The organism is Janthinobacterium sp. UMAB-60 (assembly GCF_900095235.1).
Classification (GTDB): Bacteria; Pseudomonadota; Gammaproteobacteria; order Burkholderiales; family Burkholderiaceae_D; genus Janthinobacterium.
In genome coordinates this window covers 205,875-221,878 of sequence record NZ_LT607492.1, presented here as the reverse complement: position 1 = coordinate 221,878, position 16,004 = coordinate 205,875, and the positions used below count along the sequence as shown (strand labels likewise).

Here is a 16,004-nt window from a genome sequence, read left to right as displayed (position 1 = left end):
GCATCTTGTCTATGGCGCGACTGGAGCCTCATGACGCGCCAGTCCCCGCCCGCAAGACAGAACCGCATATTGCGCTATTATCTGGCAGAAGAGGTTTCCCATGCGCGATCTCCTTACACCCGTGAACCAATGAAAAACACCACTGTCGAATATCGTCATAACTTTTCGATGCCATGTCCTACTATCCGATGCTCGGTTTTGAAGCTGCCGGCAATGCATACGTCATTCGGCGCAAACACTGAGTGAGCGCTTACAAGAACTCTTGCACCCTTATGTGACCTGTCTACACCCTCGCCGAAGCCCTGGCACAAGACCCCGCTCGCGTCGCCAAGACGCAATCGCTGACCCTCGACAGCGCCAAGCCCAACATGGGCCTGAAAGGCAGGCACGGACTGTTCGCCTCCGAAGCATGGTGGGACAGCATCAAAGCCGGCCGCCTGCAGACGCAAACGGTGACGGGCAGCATCGAGCGCACGTATTTCGCGGGCCAGGATAGTCGGCGGGGCAATCAAGTCAACAGCTTCACCCTGCGTCTGGCCGATGGCTCGACAGTCGACGAAAGCATCTACACGCACCACAAGCAGGATATCGCGCTGTTCGTGCCCGGCGCCATGGTGACGATGGTGTATGCGCTGGACGAACTCAAGGCACAGCCGGCCGCCGATGGCAGTGTCAATGTGGCGCGGACCGTGCTGGAAGTGTACTGCGTCTTGCCGACACACCAGCCATCTGCATAGAATTGATCCCAGACAAATTCCCCACCGAAATTCGTTTGACCGCCCCCCGCGCCAGGTCTAGAGTCAACAAGGAACCTTCAACCGACCACGATCGCCTCCCATGGCCAAGCCCTTTCCCTTGAACCCCAAGAACCCCGAACGCATCTGCTGGGGCTGCGACAAGTATTGTCCGCCGGATGCCATGCGTTGCGGCAATGGTTCCGAGCGCACGCAGCATCCTATCGAGCTGTTTGGCGAAGGCTGGAATGACTGGGGGCTGGCGGCCGCTGATAAAGAAGAGGCGGAGAAAAAACCTTGACGGTGCCGGCGGCTGATTAAACGGTCGCCTCAGTGCCCGGCCACGGGCGCGCCGCCGCTGCGCCGTCCCGGTCGGAAGCCATGTTTGCGGGCCGACCAGGCGACCGCGAAAGCCAGCACCAGCAAAGCCACCATGGCCCAGGGAAAGGCGCCCGCGCCCCATGTTTCCAGCAGGGCGCCACCCACCACGCCCGCGGCCGCAATCGCCCCATTCCACGCCACCACGTTCATCGACAAGGCCACGTCGGCGCCGCTGCCGGCCGTGTCGGCCAGCGCCGTTTGCAACAGCGTTGCCGCGCCGCCAAAGCTCAGGCCCCAGACGGCCATGCCGACATAGATGACGGTAGGCAAGTGCGACCCGACGCCCAGCACCAGGGCCATCGCGGCAAACACGGCCAGGCTGGCCAGCACGCTGGCGCGCAAATGGCGCTCGACCAGCTTGCCCGTGATCCAGATGCCGGCCATGGCGGTGGCGCCGAAGACGAGCAGGACCAGGTCGATGCGTCCCGTCAATCCGGCAGGGGCCACAAACGGGGCGATGTAGGTGTAGAGAATATTGTGCGCCAGCATCCAGGCGATGACGACGGCCAGCACGGGCCGTACGCCCGGCGTCGTGAAGACGCGGCGCAGGGGCAGGCGTTCATGGGCGGATAGTCCCGGGTAGTCCGGCACCTTCGCCAGCACCCAGGCGATCAGGATCAATGTCAGGGCGGAAATGATCCAGAACGCGGCGCGCCAGCCGACCAGCGAGCCGAGCAGGGTACCCAGCGGCACGCCCAGCGACAGGGCGACGGGCGCGCCCACCATGGCCAGCGCCAGGGCGCGGCCTTGTTGGTGCGGCGCCACCATGCGCCGGGCATAGCCGGCCAGCAAGCTCCACGCCAGCCCGGCCGCCATGCCGGCAAAGAAGCGGGCCGCCAGGGTCAGCCAGTAGTGCGACGACAGCGCCGTGACGGTATTGAACACGAGAAAGCCGATGATAGTCAGCAGCAGCACGTTGCGGCGGCGCCAGCCGCGCGTGGCGATGGTCAGCGGAATGGCTGCCAGCAAGGAACCGAGCGCGTAGGCCGTGACCATTTGCCCGGCCAGCGCGGCGCTGATGCCGAGGCCCGCGCTGATCTGCGGCAGCAGGCCGGCGGGCAAGGTTTCCGTGACGATGCAGATAAAACCCGTCATGGCCAGGGCCAAGAGGCCCGAAACGGGGAGGCGGTCGGCCAGCGCGGGGCTGGTTCCGGTAGTGATAGTGGCGTGATTCACGGCAAACATCCTTGTAAAGAGATCAGGCGCAGGAGTGCCTTGACCGTCGCTGCGGTACATATGTATCGATCGGTATAAATATAGGCGATGGCGCGCTCCGTTGTCAACGACTTCTGTATCGAGTAGTATGTAAGTGGAAAATGGGTAGATGAGAAGGAACGAGGGATGGCACAAATGGGACGGCCGCGCACGTTCGACCGGCAGGCGGCGGTCGAGCAGGCCATGTTTTTATTCTGGCAGCAGGGATATGAATCGACGTCCTTGAGCCAGCTCAAGGCGAGCCTGGGCGGCGGCATTTCCGCGCCCAGCTTTTATGCGGCGTTCGGCTCGAAGGAAGCGCTGTTCCGCGAAGCGGCGCAATGCTATCTGGGCACCTTTGCGCGCGTGACGGAATGTCTGTGGGACGATGGCCTGGCGCCGCGCGCGGCCATCGAACTGGCCTTGCGCCAGTCGGCCCGCATGCAGTCCGATGCGGGCCATCCGCCCGGCTGCATGGTAGCGCTCGGCTGCATGAGCGCGCCGACGGCCGAACATGCGGCCGTGGCCGCGCCGCTGACGGCTTCGCGCGCGCACACGCGTGCCGGCTTCGTGCATTGCGTCGAGCGGGGCATGGCCAGCGGAGAGTTATCCGCGCAGACGGATGGGGTAGCGCTGGCGGCCGTGTTCGACAGTTTTCTATCGGGCGTGGCGATCCAGGCCCGCGATGGCGTGGGCTACGCCGTGTTTGACCCTGCCATTACGCAGATCCTGCGCGTGTGGGATGCCAATCGCGTTAAAGCCTAGGCTGTCAGGCGAAACTCCAGCACATCGTCGCCATACTTGTCGGTCTCTCCCGTCGCGGTCCAGCCCAGGTAGCGGTAAAAACCGTAGGAGCGCGAGGCGGGGTCGCTGGAGCAGCCGAGGAACAGCCGCTGGTGGCCCCGGGCGCGAAGGTCGGCCATCACCAGTTCCAGCAAGGTCTTGCCTATTCCCAGGCCTTCGAATTCCGGCAGCAGGGCCAGGACGATGATTTCGCCCGTGTCGCGCTCGCCGAAGCAGTAGCCGACCAGTTGGCCGTCGTGGTGGCAGACCTGGCCGGGCAGGCTGCCTGAGCGCATCATTTCCGCCCAGGTGTCGGCCGTGATGCCCACTTCCGCCAGGCGTTCCTGGGAAACGGCGTTTTGCCGCGTCTTGCCGCGCAATGCGATGAAGGCCGGGGTGTCTTCCGCCTTGGCGGGATGAAAAGTAATCGATGCTGGATGTGTCGTCATATGTGCGTGAATTGTTGTGAATTGTTGGATGGTAGTGAAGGATTTACTCCCCCGGTTTGCGCATGATGTGCGCGTGGCGCTGCCAGTCATAGGCTTTGGTATGTTCGATGGCCTGCTGGCCGGGATTGTCGCTATCGATGATTTCATCCTTGACGAGTATCAAGTCATTCTTTTCATTCAAACGATATTCCCGATAGCGCTCGCAATCCTGCTCGCGCCGGGCGATGGTAATTAATTTGCTGGCCTGCCAGGCATAGCTGTCTTCATAAAAGCATTGCGCCGCGCAGCCGCAATTGGCGATGCCGCCTGCGATTCCTTGATCGGCGATGCTGATGTCCAGATTCGGAATCGCCGACAACGGTTTGTTGAAACTGTATTGTTTTGCTTGCGCATCCCACAGCCATACATCGGAACAGCGGATGCGCCCCTGGCTATCCGTGTAACCGGTCACCCACAGGTCGGCATGGCCGTCGAAATTCATGTCCAGCAGCAGCGCATGCAAATTGCCCGTGCCGCTGCTGCTGCAGCTGCCAGCGATCCACTGCTTGCCGATTTTCAGCTGGTAAGTCTGTTTTTCATCGTGATTGACATAGCGGATATCGGCCGCTTGCCGCACCTTGCCTGTCGCTGCTTTATCCAGATGCAAGGTGGCGCCATAAGCGGAGGTGGAAAGCAGGGATAAAAGCAGAACAATCAATTTCATGGCGTTATTCTTGGGGCACAATGTCCCGATTGCATCAGGCGGAGAACGATCATAACGCAGGATTTGGGCAATGCGCCACACGGTTCCTATCGTGCATTCTGCGCGGAACAGTGCTGTGTACAATGCCCAAAAATCCCCGATAAGGAATTCTGATGACATCCTCTCCCGAATCTTTGAATGAAGCGGGCATCCTCGCTTATAACGACGGCAATCATGCCGAGGCCTTTAAACAATTCAACGCCGCCGCCGCGGCCGGTGATCCCGCCGGACAGCATTTGCTGGCCAGCCTGTATTACCAGGGCCATGGCGTGACGCAAGACGTGCCGAAAGCGGTGGACTTGTTCACGGCGGCCGCACAGGCGGGCTTTCCCCCGTCGCTGGCCAATTTGGCACTGATGTATGCGAGCGGCGATGGCGTCGCGCAAGACATGGCCCAGTCGCTGGCCTACGGGCGCCAGGCGGCCGAGGCGGGCGATGGCCAGTCGCAATTCAACCTGGCGCAGGCATACCGCAAGGGCGATGGCGTACCGCAAGACTTTGCCGAGGCGGCGTTCTGGTACAAGCAGGCGGCCGAGGCCGGTTCCCTTTCCGCGCAGAATGAATACGGCTTGCTGTACGCGCAAGGGCAGGGCGTCGAGCTCGATTACGTGCAAGCGTATGCATGGATCGCCATGCCGGCCGAGGCGGGCAGCGCGCAATCGGTCAAGAACCGCGACCAGTTGCTGGAAATCCTCACGCCCTCACAGCAGCAGGCGGCGCGCGCGCTGGCGGCCGAGTATGTGGCGCAGTATGGCGTCAATCCCCACTAACACCTAAAAAACCTACTGCGCGTCGTAATTTGCGGTCTGCGATGCTCACTGGCTCGGCGCCCCCGTACCTTCGTACAGTTGCGCGTCTCAAGCCAACGGGGGCGCCGAGCCTTACTTCCGCTCGCTACGGTTTTGTTAGGCGTTGCTATTGGGGTTTCCCCGGCAGCTTGGTCAGTACGCCTGTCGCATCGAGTTCATAGCTGTCGAAATCGCGCGCCAGGAACAGTTCACCCGAGTAATGCAGCCGCGCTTCCGCTTCCAGCTCGGCCATGCCGTCCGCATTGTGATAGCGGGCGCTGAAGTGCGTTAAAATCAGATTGGGCAGGCGCACCGCTTCGGCGAACTGCGCCACGCGCTGCACCGAACTGTGCGTGGGGCCGGGGCCGACCTTTTGCAGCATGGCTTCCGTGTAGGTGGCTTCATGCACGAGCAGTTGCGCGCCGGCACAGGCGTCCGTCAGCAACGACGGCGTGTCGTTGTCGCCGCCGATCACCACCGTGGCGCGCTGCGTTTCCGTCTGGCGGAAGGCGGCGGCGTGCAAGACCGTGCCATCGTCGAGGATCGCATCCTGGCCCGCCTGCAAGAGTCCCCAGGCGGGGCCGGGCGGCGCGCCCGCCGCCTGCAGGGCCGCCTTGTCCAGCTTCCATCGGCTCGTTTCCAGCGCAAAACGGTAGCCCACGCTCGGGGCGCGGTGCGACAGCGCGTGGCGCGAGATGGTCAAGCCCGCTGCTGCATGCACGACTGGCGCGCTGTCCACGTCGATGTGGATCAGCGGGTACGTCAAAAATAGTTCCGTGTGCAGCAGGGTCGCGTCGATCCAGGCCTTGATGGGGGCCGGGGCGATCAGCAGCAGGGGTTTCTTGCGCCCCGTCATCGAGGCGCTGGCCAGCAGGCCCGGCAGTCCATAGCTGTGGTCGCCATGCACGTGGGTGATGCAGATGCCCACCAGGTCGTGCACGGACAAGGGCAGGCGCTGCAGCCGGTGCTGCGTGGCTTCGCCGCAATCGATCATCCACCAGTCGCGGTTGTGCGTGGTTTGCAGGGCCAGCGAGGTGACGTTGCGGTGGCGCGTGGGCACGCCGGAAGACGTGCCGAGAAAAGTCAGTTTGAACATGCCCGCATTATGCGGCAGGCGTGCCCGCTTGCCAACGCCGCTGGCCTCAGCCTGCCAGCTGCGCGCCCAGTTTGTCCTTGTAGATGCGGCCGTTTTTCATGATCAGGAACAAGCTTTCTTCGGGGTGCGCGAGGAAATCGAGGTTCTTCGTGGGGTCGCCCTCGGCCACCAGCAAGTCGGCCAGGGCGCCTGCCGCCAGGCGGCCCAGGGCGCCCGGGTAGGGCGCGCGCTGGCCGGACAGGGCCAGCAATTGTCCATTCTGCCCCGTCGCCTGCGCCAGCAGGGTCAACGGATCGTAAAAGCGCGTGAGCTTGGCCAGCTGGCGGCCTTGCGTGGGCGTGTTTTTTGCGTTGAACAGGATGTCCGTGCCCCACCCCGTCCTGATGCCGTACTTTTGCGCCAGCGCATACGCTTGTATCGTACCTTCCGAGACGATGGCCTGGCTGGCCTTGCGCGCCGCATCGGGGTAGACATTCGCATCCGCATCCTGCAGGAACGGTTGCAGGCTCCACCACGTGCCCGCGTCGCGCATCATGCGCGCGGATTCGTCGTCGGCCAGCTGGCCGTGCTCGATGCTGCGCACGCCCGCGCGGATGGCGCGCTGTATGCCTTTCGGCGTGTACACATGGGCCATCACATACGTGCCCCAGTCGGCGGCCGCTTCCACGCCGGCGCGCAGTTCGCGTTCCGAATACTGCGTGCTGTCGAGCGGATCGTACATCGAGGCGACGCCGCCGCCGGCCATCATCTTGATCTGCGTCGCGCCCAGCATCAGTTGCTCGCGCACGCGGCGCAGCACTTCCGCCTCGCCATCGGCGATCATGGCCACGCCCATCGATTCCACCATGCTCAAAGGCGCATTCGCCGCGCGCGGGATATCGGAACGCATGCGGAAGTCGCCGTGGCCCGAGGTTTGCGAAATCATGGCGCCGGACGGGAAGATGCGCGGGCCGTCGACGATGCCTTCATCGATGGCGCGTTGTAATGCAAAGGCGGGGCCGCCAGGATCGCGCACGGACGTAAATCCGCGCAGCAGGGTGCGCCGCGCTTCCTGCGCCGCCACCAGATATAAATAGCCGACGTCGGACGTCATGGCCGTCACCTGGTTGATGGCTGCCAGCATGGTGTGCCAGTGGGCGTCGATCAAGCCCGGCATCACCAGCTTGCCCTGGCAATCGATCACTTGCGCGCCCTCGACTTTCTCGCCGGCCGGCAGCAGGGCAGTGATGGTCGGGCCCGTCACCAGCACATGGATGCCCGTGCGCGGCGCCTTGCCCGTGCCGTCGAACAGGCGCAGATTGGTCAGCAATATGGGGTGTTCGGATGCTTGCGGCTGTTGGGCAATGGCATTGCTGGTGGACAAGCCGATGAAGGGCGCCAGCATGGCGGCCGTGCCGCCGAGAAATTGCCGGCGCCGCATGTCGGCCATCACCCGCTGGTGCAGGATGGTGAAGACGGTGCCGCCGCAGTCGCAGGCGCGGGGCTTCAAGCCGCCCGTCTGCCAGGTGTCCGCCAGATGCTGCTCTTGTGCCAGGGCCATCGCGCCATCCTTTCATCGCTGCCGCGCCAGGAGCGTGGCAGCAGGCAAAGTTAACAATAGGAAACTATTGCCATAGTTAGCCCGCAGCGGTGGCAAGTCAAGCGTGCACTTGCTTTACGGCAAAGAATGTAGCATCGGCTGTTCAAGATGCATGCTGGCCGCTATTTTCCCCTTCATCTGCCGTGTAGTCGACAAAGCCGTCGCGGCGGCAAAAGCTGACCAGTTGCATGCCTGCCTGGCGCGCGATGCGGATGGCCAGCGAGGTGGGGGCGGAGATGGTGGCGACGAGCCCGATATGCATGCGCGCCGACTTGCGCACCAGTTCATAGCTGGCGCGGCTGGACAGGAAGACGAAGCCGTCGTGCATGGCGATGCGGTGCAGCGCCAGATAGCCGATCAACTTGTCCAGGCCGTTATGCCGGCCCACGTCCTCGAACACTTTGACCACCGCGCCCTCGGCCGTGCACCAGGCGGCCGCGTGCACGCCGCCCGTCTTGTGCATCAATTCCTGGTACGGCAGCAGTTCGCGCGCGGCGCGCCCGAGGATGGCGCTGCTGGCAACCAGCGGCGGCAGCGGTCGCGTGATCTTTTCCGGCACCAGGTCCAGCAGGGCCAGGCTTTCGATGCCGCACACGCCGCAACCGGTGCGCCCCGTCAGCGCGCGGCGGCGGCCCTTGAGGCGGAGCAAATCCGGCTGCGCGATGGTCAGCCGCACTTCCGCGCTATCCGCGCCGCAACACACATCGAGGTCGTAGATGTCGCGCACGCTGCCGACGATGCCTTCGGTCAAGGTAAAGCCGACGGCGAATTCCTCCAGGTCGCGCGGCGTGGCCATCATCACCGCGTGCGCGATGCCGTTGTAGACGAGGGCCACGGGATATTCCTCGGCCACCATGTCACGGCCCGCCGTGGCCACGCCACCCTGGTGGCGCACCATGGAGACTTCCAGGTAACCGTCGCGTTCGATAGTCGTGATGTCGCATTCCATGATTTTTCCTCCGGTTAATCGATCTGATAGCGCGGGCAGGGCCGGATCGAGGGTGGCAGCGGCTCGCCGTTCAATTCCAGCAGCGAGCGTTCCGTTTCGCGCGTCATGGCGTTCAGGGCCAGGCAGTTGGGCGCCAGGCCGAACGGTTCGGCGATCTGCTGCGCGATGGCTTCCAGCGCAAACAGGGTGTAGGCGACAAACACGGAAATGAGGGGCGTGGCCACGCCGATGGCGTCCACCAGGCCCAGCGGCAGTAAAAAACAGTACATGTAGACGGTGCGGTGCACGAGCACGCCATACGGATACGGAATCGGCGTGTTCTTGATGCGTTCGCAACCGGCCACGGTGGCGGCCAGGTCGTTGAGCTGCGTGTCGAGCATCCACAGCAGCTGCGCCTGGCCCGGCTGGCGCTGCACGGCCTCGTGCAGCATGGCCCGCACCGCATGCAGTACGGCGACGGGCTTGAAGACGATGCCCTGCAAGCGCTGCACTTCCTCGGCCGGCAGGTAGCGCGCCAGGTCTTGCTGCGGGTCCGTCTGGCGCAGCTGGTGCTTGAGTGCATACACGAAGGCGATCAGGCGGCGCAGCAGCAATTCATGGTCCAGGCCGCTCGTTTCCTGCGGCAAATATGTGAGCGCCTGTGAAGCCAGGGCCCGCGCGGCGATCAGCAATTGCCCCCAGATATGCCGCGCCTCGACGAAGCGCGCATAGCTGGCGTTGTTGCGAAAGCCGAGGAAGATCGCCAGGCTGATGCCGACCATGGGGAACGGCGCCGTATCGAGCGGAATCTTGACGCCGAAGATGCGGCCATCCGTCAGCAGGGCCAGCGAACTGACGACCAGCATCAGCAGCAATTGCGGGATGATGGCTTGCAGCACCGAGCCGTTCCAGACGAACAGCATGCGGAACCAGTTGGTAGTAGGCCGAATGATCATATTGGATGCCGCTCAATGCTTGCGGGGCACGACTTTGCCCTCGAAGACGTAGTATTGGAACAGGTTGTAGCCGATCATGATCGGCAGCATGGAACCCATGCCGATCAGCATGAAGATCAACGTCGGCTCGTCCGATGCGGCCGCCGCGATGCTCAGCTTGCCCGGCACCAGGTCGGGGAAGAAGCTGATGGCCAGGCCCGCGAACGAGGCCAGGAACAGCACGATGGCGCCACGGAACGGGCCGCGCACGCCGTTCACGTGCACGGCCCACAGGATGTAAATAAAGGCGCTGGCGGCGATGGCGGCCAGGGCCAGCAGCACGCCGAACACGCCAGGCTGCGCCCAGCGGTCGTGGCCGATGGCGCTGAAGACCATGGTGCCGGCCGACAGCACGATGGCGGCCGCGACTGTCGCCAGCACGCTGGCCGTGGCGTAGCGGCGCGCCGCCGCTTCCAGCTGGCCGCCCGTCTTCTTGATCAGGTAAGTGCTGCCCAGCAGGCAATAGCCGGCCACCACGCCCAGCGCCGTGCAGGCCGTGAAGACCGCACTCAGCGGGCCCGGCTGCAACCCCGTGATGACTTCGCCCAGCACCACGCCCTGGGCCACGGCGGCCAGCAGGCTGCCCACGCCGAAGATCAGGTCCCACAGGCGCTTGTTGCCGGCCGCATGGCGGAACTCGATCGAGGCGCCGCGCATGATCAGGCTGGCGATCAGCAGCATGATGGGAATGTACAGCTGTTCCAGCAAGGTGGCGTAGGCGCTGGGAAAGGCGCCGAACAGGGCGCCGCCCACCACCACCAGCCAGGTTTCGTTGGCGTCCCACACGTGCTCGATCGACTGGAAGATCAGGTTGCGTTCCTGCTCGCGGCCGGTGAACAGGCTGAGGATGCCCACGCCCAGGTCGAAGCCGTCCGTGACCACGTAAAACACCAGCATCAGGCCGATCAGGCCGAACCAGGCATTGCCCAGCATGGCATGCGAATTCATTTCCATTACAAACTCCTAGTCAGATAGCGGCGCACTTCAGTACCCCGCGGCATGGGCGGCGTCCGGCAGCGGCAGTGCCACGTCCGGGCCTTGTTGCAACCATTTCATGGCGAACACAAAAAACGTAAGGAACAGCACGATGTAAAACACGCAGAACATCAGCATGCTGCCGGCCACGGCGTGGGCGGCCACGTCGGAGACGGCGTCGCGCGTGCGCAGCAAGCCGTACACGACCCACGGCTGGCGTCCCACTTCGCGCACGATCCAGCCGCACTCGACGGCGATGTACGGCAGCGGTATCGTCAGCACCCAGGCCAGCAGCAGCTTGCGCTTGCGCACGAACTCCTGCACCCGCCCACCCACCTTGCGCCAGGCCACGAAGGTCCAGAATGACAGCAGCACGAACCACATGCCGATGCCGGCCATGGCGCGAAACGCGTAGTACAGCAGCGGCAGCATGGGCGGCTGGTCTGCGCGGGCGATGTCGGCCAGGCCCGTGATCTTGCCCGTGGCGCTATGCGTGGCGATCACGCTGAGCATGCCGGGCACTTCGAGCGACCAGTCATTCTTTTGCTCGGCCTGGTTGGGCCAGGCCAGCAAGGACCAGGCCGCACCCTCGCCATCGGGGTTCGTGTGCCAGTGGCCTTCGATGGCCGCGCCCTTGGCGGGCTGGGTCTTGAAGACATCGACGCCGCTGGAATCGCCGAGCCACACTTGCAACGGCGCGATGACCAGCAGCAACATCAGCGCCAGCTTGAACGAGCGGGCGAAGAAGGCCGGCTCGCGGCGCTTGAACATATACCAGGCGGAAATGCCGGCGATGACGAACAAGCCCGTTTCCACGGCGGCCACCCACATGTGGCCCACGGCCCAGGCCATGTCGGGATTGAAGATGGCGGCCACGTAATCGGTGACGATGATCTTGCCATCGACCACGCGCACGCCGGCCGGCGTCTGCATCCAGGAATTGGCGACCATGATCCAGAACGAGGAAATGCTCGACCCGAGCGCCACCATGCCGGTGGCAAACAGGTGCACGCCCTTCGGTACGCGGCCCCAGCCGAACATCATGACGCCGATGAAGCCCGCTTCCAGCATGAAGGCCATGGCGCCCTCGAAGCCGAGGATGTTGCCGATGAACTGCCCGGAATGGTGCGAGAACGGCGCCCAGTTGGTGCCGAACTGGAATTCCAGGGGAATCCCGCTGACGACGCCCACGGCGAAGTTGAGCACCAGCAACTTGCTCCAGAAGCGCGCGTGGCGGTAGTACACGGGGTCGCTGGTGCGCAGCCACAGCGCCTCGACGACGAACAGGAACAGCGACAGGCTGATCGTCAATATGGGCCACAAAATGTGGAAGATGGCCGTCATCGCAAATTGCGCGCGCGACAGGTCCAGGGTATCGAAACCGAACATGGCGTTCTCCTGATCAGCTGAGGGCGGCCGAAGGCGACAGCAGCACGGGGATGGATTTGAAGGTCGGCGTGCGCGAGCCTTCGCCCACGCTGTCCAGCGGCACCAGCGGATTGGTTTCCGGGTAGTAGGCGCCGATGCAGCCGCGCGGAATGTCGTACTCGACCAGCAAGAAGCGGTCGGCGCGGCGTTCGATGCCGTCATGCCACACGCCGATCAGGTCGACCCAGTCGCCGGCCGCAAAGCCCAGCATGGCCAGGTCATCCTTGTTGATGAAGACGACGCGGCGCTGGCCGAATACGCCACGGTAGCGGTCGTCCATGGCGTAGATCGTCGTGTTGTACTGGTCGTGCGAACGCGTGGTCATCAGCACCATCAGGCGCTCGCCATATTGCTGTCGCGCACGGTGGATCGGCGTGTCCAGTTCCACGGCGTTGACGAGGAATTGCGCCTTGCCGCTCGGCGTCTTCCAGACTCTTTCACGCGAGGCGATTTCCAGGTGGAAGCCGCCCGGCTTGGCTATGCGCAAGTTGTAATCGAAAAAGTCATCGAATACTTGCTCGATGGAATCGCGCAGCAGCGCATAGTTGCCGGAAAAGCGCAGCCAGTCGATCTTTTCGCTGCCGACGGTCGCCTGCGCCATGCCGGCCACGATGGCGATTTCCGAGCGTAGATTGGGCGAGGCGGGCTGGTTCATGCCGAACGAGATGTGCACCATGCTCATCGAGTCTTCCACCGTCACGCCTTGCGCCACGCCTTGCTGCACATCGATTTCCGTGCGGCCCAGGGTGGGCAGGATCAGCGCATCCTTGCCGTGCACGAGGTGGCTGCGGTTGAGCTTGGTGGCGATATGCACGGTCAGCTCGCACGAACGCAGCGCGTCCCATGTGCGCGGCGTGTCCGGCGTGGCCATCGAGAAATTGCCACCGAGCGCGACAAACACTTTCACTTTTTTCTCCAGCATGGCGGCGATGGTGCCGACGGCGTCATAGCCGTGGTGGCGCGGCGGCTCGAAGTTGAAGACCAGGCCCAGGCGGTCGAGGAATTCCTTGGTCGGCTGTTCCTCGATGCCCATGGTGCGGTCGCCCTGCACGTTCGAGTGGCCGCGCACGGGGCACAGGCCCGCGCCGCGCTTGCCGATATTGCCGCGCATCATCATCAAGTTCGACAGAATTTGCACGGTGGCCAGCGAATTCTTGTGCTGCGTCACGCCCATGCCCCAGGTGGCGATGACGGCCTTGCCTTTGACATAGATCTGCGTCAACTCTTCGATCTTGTCGCGCGCCACGCCCGATTCGGCGATCAGCAAGTCCCAGCTTTCCACGCGCAGGTCGGCCGCGAAGGCGTCAAAGCCGCTCGTGTGTTCGGCGATGAAGGCGCAGTCGAGTACGCGCTCCTGGCCGTGGGCGATGGCGTCGTCATCGAGCTCGACGACGCGCTTGGCCATGGCCTTGATCAGCGCAAAGTCGCCGCCCAGAGTCGGGCAGATGAACAGCGAACAGATGTTCGTGCTGCCGCCCGTCAGCATTTCCAGCGGATGCTGCGGGCTGGTGAAGCGTTCCAGGCCCCGTTCGTGCAAGGGGTTGATGGAGACGATGACGGCGCCACGGCGCGCCGCTTCGCGCAATTCGCCCAGCATGCGCGGGTGGTTGGTGGCCGGATTCTGGCCGAACAGCAGCAGGGTGTCCGCATGCTCGAAATCGTCGAGCAGCACCGTGCCCTTGCCGATGCCGACCGTTTCCGGCAAGCCACGGCTGGTGGCTTCATGGCACAGGTTGGAACAGTCGGGGAAGTTGTTCGTGCCGTAGGCGCGCACAAACAGCTGGTACAAAAAGGCCGCTTCGTTGCTGGCGCGGCCAGACGTGTAGAAGGCGGCCTGGTTCGGGTCGTCCAGCGCGTGCAAGTGGTGCGCCACGAGGGCGAAGGCGTCGTCCCAGGCTATCGCCTGGTATTTGTCGCTGGCCGCGTCGTACACCATGGGGTCCGTCAAACGGCCATGTTGTTCCAGATCATAGTCCGACTGCTGCATCAGTTCGGTGACCGTGTGTTCCTGGAAAAACTCGGGGCGCACGCGCTTGCTCGTCGATTCGGCGGCTACGGCCTTGACGCCGTTTTCGCAGAATTCGAACGTGGACGCGTGTTCGCGGTCGGGCCAGGCGCAGCCGGGACAGTCGAAGCCGTCGGGCTGGTTTTGCTCGAACAGCGAACGGTAATTGCCCGCGCTGACTTTTTCCTTGAACAGATTGATGGCCACGTACTTGAGGGCTCCCCAACCGGCCGCGGCATGGGTGTAGGGCGCGATGCGCGCGTCGGACTTTGGCTTGCTCATGATGACTCTCCTGGTGATATGCGATGGGACAATCACATGGTAGGGGCGGTGGACCTCCCCGTAGGCGCACAGTTCCGGACAAAAAAACAGAGTACAGATGGCAAGACGACGATGCCGGTCGCGCCGGAACCGGCCGTGATTTATGATGTGGACAAGGAGAAAAACATGCACAAGGAAGAAGGGATCGACACAGCGCTGATAGCGCTGCTGGCGCTGCTGTGGCAAGCGCGGCAGGAGGCGCCGGAGAAACCGTGGTCGCTGGCCAAGCTGGCCAAGCGGGCAGGGGTACAGATGAGTACATTGCTGCGCCAGCTCAATGCGCTGTCCAGCGCGGGCTTGGTGGTGGTCGCCACGGCGGAGAGCGGCGGCGGCAGCGCATCCTTGAGCGCGGCGGGCGCGCAGCTGTGCGCCAGCATGTTCGCGCCGCCTGCGCAGTAAGAGCACAGTCCGGCGCGTCTGTACTCTATCGGCTGGCGCCGGACTGTACCTCTTGGCATGCCCTCATTCGTCTTATGCTACATCCTGACGTATGCCTATCGAGGGGAAGCAACAATGAACACCATCCTGTATCCGCAGCCAGCGCTCCGGCAGCCAGACTATTTTGAGCCCTGCGTGGACATGCTGGGCCGCCCCCTGACGGACTTGCGCATTTCCGTCATCGACCAGTGCAATTTCCGCTGCACCTATTGCATGCCGGCCGAGCTGTACCCCAGCGATTACCCGTTTCTGCCATCGAGCGAGCGCCTGTCCTTCGCGCAGATCGAAACGATGGCGCGCGCCTTCGTGCGCCTGGGCGTGGATAAGATCCGCATCACGGGCGGCGAGCCGCTGCTGCGCAAGAACCTGGAACAGCTGATCGAGATGCTGGCGAGACTCACCACGCCGGACGGGCGCGCCGTCAGCATCGCGCTGACGACCAACGGCAGCTTGCTGGCAGCCAAGGCGCGCTCGCTGAAGGATGCGGGCCTGGAGCGGGTCACCGTCAGCCTCGACAGCCTGGATAACGGCATCTTCCAGCGCATGAATGGCGTCGACTTTCCCGTCGAGAAAGTGCTGCACGGTATTGAGGTAGCGCAAGCCGTGGGCTTGCATCCCGTGAAGGTCAACATGGTCGTGCAGAAAGGCGTCAACGATAGCCAGATCGTGCCGCTGGCGCGCCATTTCCGCCACACGGGCGTGGTGCTGCGACTGATCGAATTCATGGACGTGGGCGGCATCGGCGCCTGGTCGCGCACGCATGTCGTCACGTCGGACGAAGCGCGGGCGCTGATCGCCGCCGAATTTCCCCTCGTGTCGCTGGGCGAAGGCAAGCCGATCTTGCACGAGACGGCCAGCCGCTACCGCTACCGCGATGGCGGCGGCGAAGTGGGCTTCATTTCCAGCGTGTCGCAGCCGTTCTGCGGCGACTGCAGCCGCGTGCGCGTCTCGTCGGACGGCAAGCTGTTTACTTGCCTGTTTGCCCACGACGGCCTCGACCTGCGGCCCCGGCTTGATTCGGCGCAAGGGCTGGAAACCCTGTTGCGCCAGCACTGGCAGCACCGTGGCGACCGCTACTCGGAAGTGCGCGGCGCACTGGCCCAGGTTGGCGGGCGCAAGCAGTATCCCACCGTGCGCATGTCGCTGGTGGGCGGGTGACGGGACTGCG

Annotated in this window: 16 protein-coding genes; 6 read left to right on the top strand and 10 right to left on the bottom strand. The window is 63.8% G+C overall.

The annotated features are described in order from the left end of the window. Positions 1–368: 368 nt before the first annotated feature. Positions 369–737, top strand: a complete 369-nt coding sequence (locus K0F86_RS18425; RefSeq protein ID WP_219135736.1) for a hypothetical protein — start codon at positions 369–371, stop codon at positions 735–737. A gap of 100 nt (positions 738–837) precedes the next feature. Then, positions 838–1,035, top strand: a complete 198-nt coding sequence (locus K0F86_RS18420; protein ID WP_034786630.1) for a DUF3079 domain-containing protein — start codon at positions 838–840, stop codon at positions 1,033–1,035. Positions 1,036–1,064: 29 nt separating this feature from the next. Here K0F86_RS18420 and K0F86_RS18415 read toward each other — a convergent pair whose 3' ends face one another. After that, a complete protein-coding gene (locus K0F86_RS18415) occupies positions 1,065–2,210 on the bottom strand; it encodes an MFS transporter (RefSeq protein WP_219135763.1) in 1,146 nt (381 codons plus the stop codon). 246 nt (positions 2,211–2,456) lie between these two features. On the opposite strand from K0F86_RS18415, the gene K0F86_RS18410 reads away from it, so the two are divergent. After that, on the top strand, positions 2,457–3,074 hold the full coding sequence (locus tag K0F86_RS18410; protein ID WP_219135735.1) for a TetR/AcrR family transcriptional regulator: 618 nt from the start codon (positions 2,457–2,459) through the stop codon (positions 3,072–3,074). On the opposite strand, the gene K0F86_RS18405 is transcribed toward K0F86_RS18410, so the two are convergent. Beyond that, a complete protein-coding gene (locus K0F86_RS18405) occupies positions 3,071–3,541 on the bottom strand; it encodes a GNAT family N-acetyltransferase (RefSeq protein ID WP_219135734.1) in 471 nt (156 codons plus the stop codon). The genes K0F86_RS18410 and K0F86_RS18405 overlap by 4 nt on opposite strands. A gap of 43 nt (positions 3,542–3,584) precedes the next feature. Then, positions 3,585–4,403 (bottom strand): hypothetical protein, encoded by an 819-nt coding sequence (locus K0F86_RS18400; protein ID WP_219135733.1) that lies wholly within the window; start codon positions 4,401–4,403, stop codon positions 3,585–3,587. Here K0F86_RS18400 and K0F86_RS18395 point away from each other — a divergent pair. Next, the gene (locus K0F86_RS18395; RefSeq protein ID WP_219135732.1) at positions 4,397–5,053 is read left to right on the top strand and encodes a tetratricopeptide repeat protein; all 657 of its coding nucleotides are present in this window, start codon (positions 4,397–4,399) and stop codon (positions 5,051–5,053) included. The genes K0F86_RS18400 and K0F86_RS18395 overlap by 7 nt on opposite strands. Before the next feature lie 145 nt (positions 5,054–5,198). Here the strand turns inward: K0F86_RS18395 and K0F86_RS18390 are convergent, their stop codons facing one another. From K0F86_RS18390 to K0F86_RS18360, 7 genes are all read right to left on the bottom strand, one after another. Further along, positions 5,199–6,167: a ribonuclease Z gene (locus K0F86_RS18390; RefSeq protein WP_219135731.1), complete on the bottom strand. Its 969-nt coding sequence runs from the start codon at positions 6,165–6,167 to the stop codon at positions 5,199–5,201. Positions 6,168–6,213: 46 nt separating this feature from the next. After that, positions 6,214–7,707, bottom strand: coding sequence for an amidohydrolase family protein (locus tag K0F86_RS18385; protein WP_219135730.1), 1,494 nt, complete (start codon positions 7,705–7,707; stop codon positions 6,214–6,216). A 142-nt stretch (positions 7,708–7,849) separates the two neighbouring features. Beyond that, positions 7,850–8,695, bottom strand: a complete 846-nt coding sequence (gene fdhD / locus K0F86_RS18380; RefSeq protein WP_219135729.1) for a formate dehydrogenase accessory sulfurtransferase FdhD — start codon at positions 8,693–8,695, stop codon at positions 7,850–7,852. Positions 8,696–8,709: 14 nt separating this feature from the next. Continuing rightward, a complete protein-coding gene (locus K0F86_RS18375) occupies positions 8,710–9,630 on the bottom strand; it encodes a bestrophin family protein (RefSeq protein ID WP_219135728.1) in 921 nt (306 codons plus the stop codon). A 12-nt stretch (positions 9,631–9,642) separates the two neighbouring features. Next, the gene (locus tag K0F86_RS18370) at positions 9,643–10,623 is read right to left on the bottom strand and encodes a cytochrome d ubiquinol oxidase subunit II (protein ID WP_219135727.1); all 981 of its coding nucleotides are present in this window, start codon (positions 10,621–10,623) and stop codon (positions 9,643–9,645) included. Between the two features lie 30 nt (positions 10,624–10,653). Beyond that, the gene (locus K0F86_RS18365) at positions 10,654–12,033 is read right to left on the bottom strand and encodes a cytochrome ubiquinol oxidase subunit I (RefSeq protein WP_219135726.1); all 1,380 of its coding nucleotides are present in this window, start codon (positions 12,031–12,033) and stop codon (positions 10,654–10,656) included. Positions 12,034–12,046: 13 nt separating this feature from the next. Then, positions 12,047–14,359 (bottom strand): FdhF/YdeP family oxidoreductase, encoded by a 2,313-nt coding sequence (locus K0F86_RS18360; RefSeq protein ID WP_219135725.1) that lies wholly within the window; start codon positions 14,357–14,359, stop codon positions 12,047–12,049. A gap of 165 nt (positions 14,360–14,524) precedes the next feature. On the opposite strand from K0F86_RS18360, the gene K0F86_RS18355 reads away from it, so the two are divergent. Together K0F86_RS18355 and moaA are read left to right on the top strand one after the other, a co-directional pair. Beyond that, positions 14,525–14,797, top strand: coding sequence for a helix-turn-helix domain-containing protein (locus tag K0F86_RS18355; protein WP_219135724.1), 273 nt, complete (start codon positions 14,525–14,527; stop codon positions 14,795–14,797). A gap of 114 nt (positions 14,798–14,911) precedes the next feature. Beyond that, positions 14,912–15,994, top strand: a complete 1,083-nt coding sequence (gene moaA, locus K0F86_RS18350; protein WP_219135723.1) for a GTP 3',8-cyclase MoaA — start codon at positions 14,912–14,914, stop codon at positions 15,992–15,994. The last annotated feature ends 10 nt before the right edge of the window (positions 15,995–16,004 follow it).